This window comes from Collinsella sp. CLA-AP-H1 (genome assembly GCF_040092945.1).
GTDB lineage: Bacteria > Actinomycetota > Coriobacteriia > Coriobacteriales > Coriobacteriaceae > Collinsella.
Genome location: NZ_JBBNKO010000005.1, coordinates 146,195 through 156,256, shown reverse-complemented (window position 1 = coordinate 156,256; position 10,062 = coordinate 146,195). Strand labels below are relative to the sequence as shown.

Annotated in this window: 9 protein-coding genes; 2 read left to right on the top strand and 7 right to left on the bottom strand. The window is 59.4% G+C overall.

The annotated features are described in order from the left end of the window. The coding region (locus tag AAAV44_RS04650) for an IS110 family transposase (RefSeq protein WP_349114786.1) at nucleotides 1-814 on the bottom strand (814 nt) is incomplete at its 3' end. Between the two features lie 128 nt (nucleotides 815-942). Here AAAV44_RS04650 and AAAV44_RS04645 point away from each other — a divergent pair. Beyond that, nucleotides 943-1,092, top strand: coding sequence for a peptide deformylase (locus tag AAAV44_RS04645; protein WP_349114789.1), 150 nt, complete (start codon nucleotides 943-945; stop codon nucleotides 1,090-1,092). Nucleotides 1,093-1,128: 36 nt separating this feature from the next. Further along, nucleotides 1,129-2,052: a LysR family transcriptional regulator gene (locus AAAV44_RS04640; RefSeq protein WP_138341146.1), complete on the top strand. Its 924-nt coding sequence runs from the start codon at nucleotides 1,129-1,131 to the stop codon at nucleotides 2,050-2,052. Nucleotides 2,053-2,175: 123 nt separating this feature from the next. Here AAAV44_RS04640 and AAAV44_RS04635 read toward each other — a convergent pair whose 3' ends face one another. The 6 genes from AAAV44_RS04635 to AAAV44_RS04610 form a co-directional block, all read right to left on the bottom strand. After that, nucleotides 2,176-3,618 (bottom strand): PTS transporter subunit EIIC, encoded by a 1,443-nt coding sequence (locus tag AAAV44_RS04635; protein WP_349114784.1) that lies wholly within the window; start codon nucleotides 3,616-3,618, stop codon nucleotides 2,176-2,178. A 193-nt stretch (nucleotides 3,619-3,811) separates the two neighbouring features. Then, entirely contained in the window at nucleotides 3,812-4,930 is a 1,119-nt protein-coding gene (locus tag AAAV44_RS04630; protein WP_349114782.1) for a neutral/alkaline non-lysosomal ceramidase N-terminal domain-containing protein, read from the bottom strand. Further along, on the bottom strand, nucleotides 4,927-6,195 hold the full coding sequence (locus AAAV44_RS04625) for a hypothetical protein (RefSeq protein WP_138341140.1): 1,269 nt from the start codon (nucleotides 6,193-6,195) through the stop codon (nucleotides 4,927-4,929). The genes AAAV44_RS04630 and AAAV44_RS04625 overlap by 4 nt, the downstream gene beginning before the upstream one ends. A gap of 26 nt (nucleotides 6,196-6,221) precedes the next feature. Continuing rightward, the gene (locus AAAV44_RS04620) at nucleotides 6,222-7,256 is read right to left on the bottom strand and encodes an amidohydrolase family protein (protein WP_349114780.1); all 1,035 of its coding nucleotides are present in this window, start codon (nucleotides 7,254-7,256) and stop codon (nucleotides 6,222-6,224) included. A gap of 227 nt (nucleotides 7,257-7,483) precedes the next feature. Next, nucleotides 7,484-8,965, bottom strand: coding sequence for an aminotransferase class I/II-fold pyridoxal phosphate-dependent enzyme (locus tag AAAV44_RS04615; protein ID WP_349114788.1), 1,482 nt, complete (start codon nucleotides 8,963-8,965; stop codon nucleotides 7,484-7,486). Nucleotides 8,966-9,166: 201 nt separating this feature from the next. Then, entirely contained in the window at nucleotides 9,167-10,024 is an 858-nt protein-coding gene (locus AAAV44_RS04610) for a LysR family transcriptional regulator (RefSeq protein WP_349114779.1), read from the bottom strand. Between the last annotated feature and the right edge of the window lie 38 nt (nucleotides 10,025-10,062).

The window sequence follows — 10,062 nt, the reverse complement described above, 5'->3', positions numbered from 1 at the left end:
ACCTCTGCTTCGGGGCGAGGCCGAAGTAGGCCGTCACCTGCCTGCCGGAGCGGAACCTCGAGAAGTCGCCGACCTCGGACGCGAAGGCGGCGGCGAGCGCGAACCCGCACCCCTTGATCGACTGGAGGGCGGCCACCTCCGCGGCGATCGGGCTGGCATCCACGGCGGCCCTGTACTCGGAGAGCAGGTCCGCCCGGGCCTCCGCCGCGGCCTCGACCTCGTTCCTCAGGGCGGCGAGCGTCCGAACCCCGCCGTCGTCCTCCGGCCTGACCTTGTCGAGCCACCTCAGGAAGTCGTAGGTCCAGTACTTCCTCGGGTTGCCGGCGGGCGTGGTGCCGCCGTAGACGAACCCTCGCTTTGCGAGGAAGGCGAGCAGCCGCTGCTTGGCGGTCGCCAGGCGCGCGGTCGCCCCGTCGTAGGCGCCGGCGAGGTCCCTGACGCCTTCGACCTCGGGGGAGGGGACCCATACGGGGGAGATGTCGTGGGCGAGTATCGCCTTGGCCATCCTGGCGGCGTCGTTCCTGTCGTTCTTGGAGGCCGAGTCGGCGGCCGACCTGGGGATCTTCGAGACCGCGGCGACGACGCACTCGACGCCGAGCCCGGCGAGCTCCCTTTGCGGGGCGAAGCCGAGGTAGCCGCTCTCGTAGGCCGCGAGCGACGGCCCGGGGAACCCATCCATCCACCCGGCGATCTCGCCCCAGGGGTTGCCGGGGAACCTCCTCGTCACGGCCTCGCCGGTGTCCGCGTCGAGGGCGCAGACGGTGGTCGACCTCAGGTGGACGTCCATCCCGAACGCGGTAGAATACTTTGGCATGGGAGCCTCCCAACCTCGTTGCGGCGCGGCTGCGCCTATGGCACTTCAACATCATTGTCGCAGCCCCGACCCGCGGTCACGAGCGGGGGCTCCTATCTTTTTAGTGCCCTCGGATTGGGTCATAGTGTCTGACCGGCGAGCGTCCCTGTACCCGCTATCGCCGCATTAAGGTTGAGTATTTGGACGAGAACTTCGTTCACCGCATCAAAAACTTCTCGGGCTACACCGCCGAGATCATCCAGCACGAAATCGACCACTGCAATGGCGTCGTGGTTTAGGCCACCTGCCAAAATGAGGGTACCGGAGGCCTCCCTATGGATATCAGCCGCTTTGGCGAATTCGCCATCTTAGCGCAGTCACGCACGTTTCTTGATGCGGCGGAACTGCTTTTCATGTCGCAATCAACCCTCTCCAAGCACATCATGGCAATGGAGCACGAACTCGGCTGCAAGCTCATCGATCGAAGCCAGCGCCACGTAACACTCACCGCGCAAGGTGAAGCGCTCCTCCCCTATGCGCAAAAAATTGCGACGCTTCAGCACCGCTATCTTGCCGCCATTCAAATAGGCGCAGGTGAGCCGCTCGAGCACCTCACCGTAGGTTCTATCCCCATTATGGCCCCTTATGGGATCACGGACGCCGTCATCGATTTTCAGCAGGCGAACCCCTCATATTCTGTTGAGCTCATCGAGGGCGAGGGCGACACACTCAAGCGTATGCTCCTGCACGAGGACATTGACCTGGCCTTCATCCGTGACAGTGGCGCCATCGAGCCGGAGTTCAAAAAGATTCCCTTTACGACTGACCGGCTCGTGGCCGTCCTTCCGCTCGACCATCCGCTCGCCGAACGTGACACCGTCGAGATAGACGACCTTATCGACGAGAATTTCCTCATGCTTCCCCAAGGCTCGTTCGTAAGCGAGCTCGTCCTTTCCCTTTGTCGCGAAGCTGGATTTGGCCCACGCGTTACGTTCACCGGCAAACGAGCCGAGAACATCATCTCTCTTGTCGCACGCGGCGCCGGCGTCTCATTCCTCATGCGCAAGCCGGCGGAATCGCTTGCCAGCGGAAAGGTAGCCCTGGTGCCGCTTGAGCCCGCGACGACCTCCGAGGTCAGGCTCTACCTCAAGCGGAACGCCGCGCACTCGCAGGCGGTCGTCTCGTTCATCGGCTTCCTCCCCTACCGTCAGCTCCTGCAGGGCGACCGTGCGTCTTCCACCGCGGCACGACCGTCATAATCCCCGCTGCTCCACAACCGCAGACTTGTGTCCGCAAACACGCTGACAACGGCACAAAACACAAATATGCCTCGGGCGGCACGTCGCCGTCCGAGGCATATTTAGTTAAAGTGCGCAGACAGACTAGTCCACCGAGATGTTGAGCGCCTTACCGCCCTCGTCCTTCCTGGTACCGATCGCCATAGCGGCGACAAGAGCCAGAACGAAAGCGACCACACCGGAGATGACAAGGCCGATAAAGCCCGTGTCGATGCCGGCAGGGTTAATAAAGCTCGGGAAACCGAGCGGGCCGGAGGCACCGAAGGCATAGAGTTTGGCACCCATGAGGCCGGCAATGGCGCCGCCTACACCAGCGGAAATAAAGGTTGCCCACATAAGACGCTTACGCGGCAGCAAGATGGCGTAAAGCGCAGGCTCGTTGACACCGAAAATCGAAGAGACAAGGGCGGGAATGTTGACGGCAGCATTTTCCTCGGAGTCCTTGGTTCGGATGACCATGCCAAGCACAGCACCGGCGATGGCACAACCGCCTGCATACACGAGCGGGTTAATGAGGTCATAGCCGTAGGTTGCGACATCGAGAAACCACAGCGGGATGATACCCCAGTGCAGGCCGAACATGACGAGCAGGCTCCAGAACGTGCCGATGACGAAGTCGGCGATGGCGGGCTGGAAGTTGATGAGCATCAAGATGATCTGGGCAACGATGTTGGAGAGGACCGTCATGACCGGACCGACCACAAGCAGGCCAAGGATGCCGCAAATGAGGAGCGTCAGGATGTTGGAGAAGAACGAGCTCACAAGCGCGGGCAGCGCGTTAGAAAGGGCCTTGTGCACCTTGGAGGCAATCCAGACGATAAAGATCGCAGGCAGAATCGTCGATGAGTAATTCTGCATGATCAGCGGGATGCCAAAAATATCACCGTAGACATTGGACTCGAAGACCGTACCGGCGCCGAGCGTGTAGAGCGGATCTCCGCCCATAAGGGCAACGAGCGTCGGGTAGACGAGGATACCGCCGAGCGCCATTCCCATAACGGGCTTAAGTCCGAACTTCTTGGCCGACGTCCAGCCAATGATTAGCGGAAAGTAATAGAAGACCGAATCTCCGATTGCCGAGAGCGTCACATACGTATTGCTGTCCTTGGCAAGCCAACCGGCAACCGTGCAGAGCGCGAGCATCGACTTGATAAAGCCACCGGCCATAAGCACGCCAAGAACCGGTTGCAGAATCTCGGAGATGATGGCAAGCAGACGCGAGAATGGATCGCTCTTTTTGACGTCGTCGCCTTCATCGATATCGAGCGCGGGTTTGGAGTCGAACCCGCCAATCTGAACGAGGTCGTTGTAGACGGCCTCGACAGTGGCACCAATCACGACCTGATACTGTCCGCCGGCCTGGATGACGTCAACGACGCCCTTCGTCGCCTTAAGCTCATTGGTCTGGGCGAGCGATTCATCCTTGAGGTGGAAGCGGAGACGCGTAATGCAGTGGCTCACGTCTAACACATTGTCTCGACCACCGACCTTTGTGATGATTTCATCGCAAAGCTTCTGGTATTTCATGGAATTCTCCTTTTTCTGAGCGGGGTATAGCATCGATTTCATGCCTCCGTAGTCGACGTGGGAGGGCAAGGAACCCGCTTCCCCCTTTGAAATCCGCGGACGCACGTACGCCCGGGATGGGGAACGGCAGAGAAGATGGAAGATGCCGATCACATGGCAATGAGCCTCATTGGCCCATATCACGCAATCAGGCCTACAGACGCGAATCTGCTGCGCCGAGAAGTCTCGTCGTCTGGCAGAACTTGTCACACAGACGTTCCGGTTCGCCCTGGGGAATCTGAGTACGCTCGGTCTCAAAGGAGAGGCCGTACTCGCGTGCCGGAAGGAAATACTCAAAATAGCCGTTGGTGTAACCGCAGACTATTCCCTCGACCGGACATTCGCGCTTCATGCGAATGCCCAGGTCGCTGCCGAGTTCACTCGGGAACACAAAGAGATGCAAGCCGCCCAGACTGATGACGGCACACTTAAGCGTGAGCGAAAAGTCGTCATGGGCAACGGTGTGATAGAACGTCTGAGGCTCGATGCGGTCGAGAACGACCTCGCGATCGAGCTTGATCTGGGAAATCGCCTCGGCAAGACCGGTCGAAACACGCTCAACCTCGGGAATGCCGCGTCCCTGGCGAAAATTGCGGTCGCTACAGTCGCCAGCAGCACCGACGACCATGGCCGGATAGTAACCAAGACTCTGAGCGAGCTTTTTGCCGGTAAGACCGGCGAGTTCGCTCGTGAGCTCTGTGCAGTCGGGTCCGACGCAAGCGGAATGCACCGCCCAGTTCACAAAGCCCGCAAATGGCTTGCCTTCGGTATCGAAGAACGACACCACGATAACCTCATTGTCGGCAAGCTCACCGGGAATGATGCGGTTGTCGTAGAAACCGGTGATGACTTTTTTGCCCATGCGACAGGTCGCAGGTCGCGCGTTGGCGCGGCACTCTTCGAAGCATTGACAGATGGTATCGAGGAACCAGCGATAGTAGTCCTCGTTGAATTTTCCCGTCCACCAGCTGCGATGGTAGGCGACGATCGAAGTGTGGTCGTGCGTCGCGGAGAGCAGAACGCAGTCACGGTCGATTCCGTAGCGCTCGGCGAGCATCGTCTTAACCTCCTCGGCCATGCTCTCCTCAAACTCGAGAACATCGGCGTTGAAGAGAAAAACTTCGCGGTCGTCCTGTTGGAAAAGAATCGCGTTGGCGAAGACGTCGTCATGGACGCCTGTCGCAGGCTCCAGACGGTTGGGGAGGTTACGGTATCCGATTAGATAGATGTCGCCTTGCGGGGTAATCTTGCGGCGTGCATGTCCGATATTCATGCAAGTTCTCCTTTTTGTCGCGCCGCGTTCAAAGCGGCAAGGATGGTTTGGAGGAGGCGCTCATGGGAGCCGGCGGCAAAGCCGGAGTTCATGGCCTCATAGGTGATTTTCTCGTACGCATCGGGGGCCGGCAGGTACTTCTGTCCGCCGTTGACGAGCGTGGCAAAGAACACAGAGCCGGACCGAGCGGCGCGCACAGTGGCGCCGAATGCACTCGAGACCTCGGGTTGTACGCCGACAAGCTCGACGTTTCCCAGCCGGAGTAGATAGACCCTCGTGCGCTGCTCGCCAGCGGCATGAAACTCATACGTTCGGTGCGGAGCCAAAGAGTGAAAATCGGCGCGTGTCTGAGCGGGCAGGAGAACGTCGACCGTGCGGGCACCGATGCCGGTAGCGTCATCCTTACGCGCCATGCGAGCGGCCTCGATCAAAGCATCGCCCAAGGCCTGCCCCTGCTGGTGCAGCATGCGGTATCCGTCCTCATGGGCATCGACCGTCTGCTTAACGCCGGCCGCATCGAACATGACGTTCATGGCGCGCTCCGCCGGACCTTGGTCGCCCGCGGCGCCTGGCAGCAACAGGGCAACGCCGCCCAGCTCGCGCTCGAGTGACATGGCGGCAAAACCAAAGAGGTCTCCGCTCGCCATGCGCCTCCCCTCGGAGTCGCGCGACCCGTCGAGCACGGAGGACTGAACGTCCGCCGTCGCGAGCACGGCAACATACTCGCCCCCGGCATCCCTTATGGCGAGTACGGGCATCGTGTGGTCGGCAAACCCCCTGGGATTCGAGCCCAACCACCAGCCGGCAGGCGTCTCAATGTCGCGATTAACGTTCACGGGGCATTCGCCCTCCACAGCGGCGAGCGTGGCAGAGCGAATGCCCGCAACAGCGCGCTCGACAGCCGTGCGGGCGGCAGCGACGAGCGCTGCGCGATAGCGCTCGTTGCGATTGCGGGTAGCATCGTCGGCAAGATGCCCGGGAGTGCGGACGTGAGGCATGGAAAACGTGTGGGTAGGAACCACCCAAGAATAAGCACCGCTGCAATTGGCGGCATCCTCAACAACCTCACGCAGATCGGCGAGTAGAGCCGGAGCGATCGAGGTGACCTCAAGCGAAAGGACGCAGGCGCGTCGCCCCGTCCCCTCGATGATAAGGGCACGGGCGAAGACCTCATGACGGAGTTCGTCGAAACCGTCGAACGGCAACACGTCCCCAAGATCGATGGCCACACGAGCGGCCCCAGCCCTCATCTCTCCTTCGTCCATGGCAGATACTCCCCTCTGATTGCCGCTCACTCGACACCGTACAGTTGCTGCGCCGTACCGCCAAGCACAAGGTCGCTGTCTGTATCGCTCAGATTTGCAGCGCGAACGCAGGCGACACCCTCGGTGAGCCACTCGCGTTTAACGGGATAGCTCGTGCCAAAAACAATATGGTCTGCACCCAGCACGTCAACCGCGCAGGCAAGGAGTGTCTTGCCCCAAGGCTGAGCATGGGACATGTCGAAATAGATGTTGTTCTCGAGGCGCCTGGAAACGGTCTCGGTATCGACCTGAAAACGGCCAGAAGCATCAGGGCGCTTGGGACCATGAGGCAGCAGCATCTCCTTAAACGCAAAGTATGCGCCGCCGAGCATGGAGTGGACCATCTTGATATTGGGGTAGCGTTCAAAGAAATCGCCAAAGATCTCTCGGCCGATCGCCGTAGTTTGGTCGACGCAGCGGCCATAAGAGCGGCGAAGGTTGTCGTACGTGAGAAGCGATTCGTTCTCGACCGGCACGGGAACATGGTGCACGTAAACGGTGACATGGCGTTCGTTCAGGTGCTCGAAAAAGCTCGAGAAGACCTGGTCGTCGAGATAGCGCTTGCCGTAGTGAGCGCAGAGCTGCACACCCACAAAACCATCGTCGAGCCTGCGGTCGAGCTCCTCCAAATTCGCTTTGGTGCCAAAGGGCGGCACGGCGACAAGCGGAATCAGACGGCCACTTGACGCCTTCGCGTCAGCAGCCATACCGTCGTTGAAGCGCCGGCACATCTCGAGCGACATCCACTCATGGCAGCCGGGGAGTTTGAGAATCGCTTTATCGACCCCCGCCTCGTCCATGTCTGCCAGACGCTTCTCAAGGGTGTAGTCTCCCTCGATATAGTTGAGGCCCGGAAAGCCAGCGGGCTTTTCGATCACAATCTGTCGCTTGCCCGTGGGGCTTACGGTCAGGTAGCCCTCGGTGTCGTAAGCGCGGGGCACCTCGGCCAAAAACTGTTCACAGAGCGTCTCGTCATGGAAGATGCGCTCGTCAAACCAGTAGGAATTTGCATCGATAATCATTGGTGGGGACCGCCTTTCATCTTGTCGAGAACATTCTAAAAAAGCGGACACACGGACATCAATTCCAGTTGAAGCACACTGTATTCCATTTTGGAATACAGTTTTCCGTTCACACGCGATTCCCACTCGCCCAAACGATCGAGACGCCGACAACGCGAGCTTTAACAGAAAACGGGCGACCCGAATCTGTTACGGGCCGCCCGTTAAATGACAGACTATCTCTGTCGTTATGATTGACGGTAATGGTCAAAGAAGTCGGCGAGGTCTTCGAGGGACTCTTTGAGTACTTCCATGCGCGGCAGGTACACGATACGGAAGTGGTCGGGCTCAGCCCAGTTAAAGCCGCCGCCGCGCGTGATCAGGATCTTCTTCTCGTGCAGCAGGTCAAGGGCGAATTGCTCGTCATCGGTGATGTTGAACTTTTTAACATCCATCTTGGGGAAGATGTAGAACGCCGCACGCGGCTTGACCACCGAGATGCCGTCGATCTTGTTGAGCGCCTCATACACAAAGTTGCGCTGCTCGTAGACACGGCCGCCGGGACGGATGTAGTCGTTGACCGACTGATGGCCACCGAGTGCCGTCTGAACGATCGACTGAGCCGGCACGTTGGAGCACAGGCGCATGTTCGAGAGCATGTTGACGCCCATGATGAAGTCGCTCATGCAGCGCTGGTTGCCCGAAAGCACCATCCAGCCAATACGATAGCCCGCGATCATGTGCGACTTGGAAAGGCCGCTAAAGGTGACGCAGGGCAGGTCGGGGGCGAGCGAGGCAATCGAGACGTGCTCGTAGCCGTCCATGCACAGGCGGTCGTAGATCTCATCGGCAAGGATCATCAGCTGATGCCTACGTGCAACCTCGACGATGCCCTCGAGCACCTCGCGCGGATAGACGGAACCCGTGGGGTTGTTGGGGTTGATGATGACGAGAGCTTTGGTCGCGCTCGTAATCTTGGACTCCATATCCTCCAAGTCGGGATACCAATCCGCTTGCTCATCACACAGATAATGTACGGGATGACCGCCGGCAAGGGTCGCGCACGCCGTCCACAGCGGGTAGTCGGGGCTGGGGATCAGAATCTCGTCGCCATTGTCGAGCAGCGCGTTCATCGAAAGCTGAATGAGTTCGGACACGCCGTTGCCCGTGTAGATGTGCTCCATCTGAACATTGGGCAGGCCCTTGATCTGCGAGTACTGCATAATCGCCTTGCGCGCAGAGAACAGGCCGCGCGAATTGGAATAGCCTTCGCAGTCGGGCAGCTGCTGGCGCATGTCCTTGATGACCTCATCGGGCGTGCGGAAACCGAAGGGCGCCGGGTTACCGATATTGAGCTTGAGGATGCGCTCGCCCTCGTCCTCCATACGGGCGGCCTCGTCGACGACGGGACCGCGCACGTCATACAGGACGTTATCGAGCTTGGTGGATTTAGAAAAAGTACGCATGGTGGTGCTCCTTGCAATTTGAGCTGAGGGATGGGGTTCGGGCTTGGAATCGTTGCGGGGTGATGATGCCTCGCCTTGATCGGCGTCGCCGGCAAGCAGCCAGGTAACATCGACCTCCAAAATACGGGCGAGCAGCTCGGCCACATCGCGTCGCGGGATCGTCTTGCCGCTCACATATTGGCTCATCTGACTCTTGCCGAGTTTTTTGCCGAGCATCTCCGATGCGCGGATCACGTTCGACTGGCGAACGCCGCAATCGGACATAGCCTGTCGCAGGCGATCGCTAAACGTCTCTTGGGCCACAGGAACCTCCTTGCTGGCAAAGTTCAATTTATAGAACACGAATTGAACCGGGGTTCAATTTAGCAAGCAGTATAGCGCCGCGCCTCATTCGAAAGTTCAATTTCATAAGAAAACGTACCGAACTCCGAGATTTGCCCAAAACGGACAATGACGTGTACACGTTTAGAGGTATTCGAGGAAACGGGCGGCGGCAAGCGAAACATCGGCCGTTCGATATATGGCGTTGATTTGGCGATGGGGATGCGCCTCGAGTGGGCGCACAGCAACATCGAACTGACAACGGCGCAAGATGAGCGCCGGAAGAATGCTCACGCCCAGGCCGTCCTCGACCATGGCCATAATCGCATAGTCATCCCAGGTTGACAGCTTAGAGCGCACCGCCAGGCCCGCGCGGCGAAACAGCGGGGTAATTTCGTCGTCGCTACCGCGTTCCAGCAGAATAAACTGCTCGTTGGCCAAATCGGCAAGGGAAACGGCCTCCGCGGTGGCAAGCGAGGAGTCCGCTGGCACCACGGCCATCAGCTCGTCTTGCACCAACGGCCGCGACGCCATGCCGGCGCCGCGTGGCTCACGCGGGATAAAGCCCAGATCGCAGCGGCCCTCTGACACCCATTGTTCAATCTCTGAGTAATCGCCCATCAGCAACTCGTAATCGACGTCCGGATGATCGGCGCGAAAGCGCGCAATCACCGGCGGCAGCACGTGGGTCGCCACACTCGAAAACGTACCGATGCAGATTTTGCCGCGCATGAGCCCACGCATCTCATCCACCCGTCGCTGCAAGCGAACGAATTCCTCGCATAACGCCTCAACCGCAGGCATAACTTGCCGTCCATCGGCAGAAAGTACTACGCCCTCGCGACTGCGGTCGAGCACCTTAAAGCCCCAGTCGGCCTCGAGATCGGCCACCATACGGCTCACGCCCGATTGCGAATAGCTCAGGCGCTCGGCGGCGCGCGTAAAACTGCCGGCGCGCACGGTCTCGAGCAGCACCTGCATCTTTTGAATATTCGTTTCCACGTCACGCCTCCACCTTTGCATGAGTTTTTGTCATGTTA

Bases quoted from the DNA above. Each gene is read 5' to 3' on its own strand.
- AAAV44_RS04640 (WP_138341146.1), top strand. From the start codon at position 1,129: ATGGATATCAGCCGCTTTGGCGAATTCGCCATCTTAGCGCAGTCACGC.
- AAAV44_RS04635 (WP_349114784.1), bottom strand. From the start codon at position 3,618: ATGAAATACCAGAAGCTTTGCGATGAAATCATCACAAAGGTCGGTGGT.
- AAAV44_RS04630 (WP_349114782.1), bottom strand. From the start codon at position 4,930: ATGAATATCGGACATGCACGCCGCAAGATTACCCCGCAAGGCGACATC.
- AAAV44_RS04625 (WP_138341140.1), bottom strand. From the start codon at position 6,195: ATGGACGAAGGAGAGATGAGGGCTGGGGCCGCTCGTGTGGCCATCGAT.
- AAAV44_RS04620 (WP_349114780.1), bottom strand. From the start codon at position 7,256: ATGATTATCGATGCAAATTCCTACTGGTTTGACGAGCGCATCTTCCAT.
- AAAV44_RS04615 (WP_349114788.1), bottom strand. From the start codon at position 8,965: ATGTCCGATTGCGGCGTTCGCCAGTCGAACGTGATCCGCGCATCGGAG.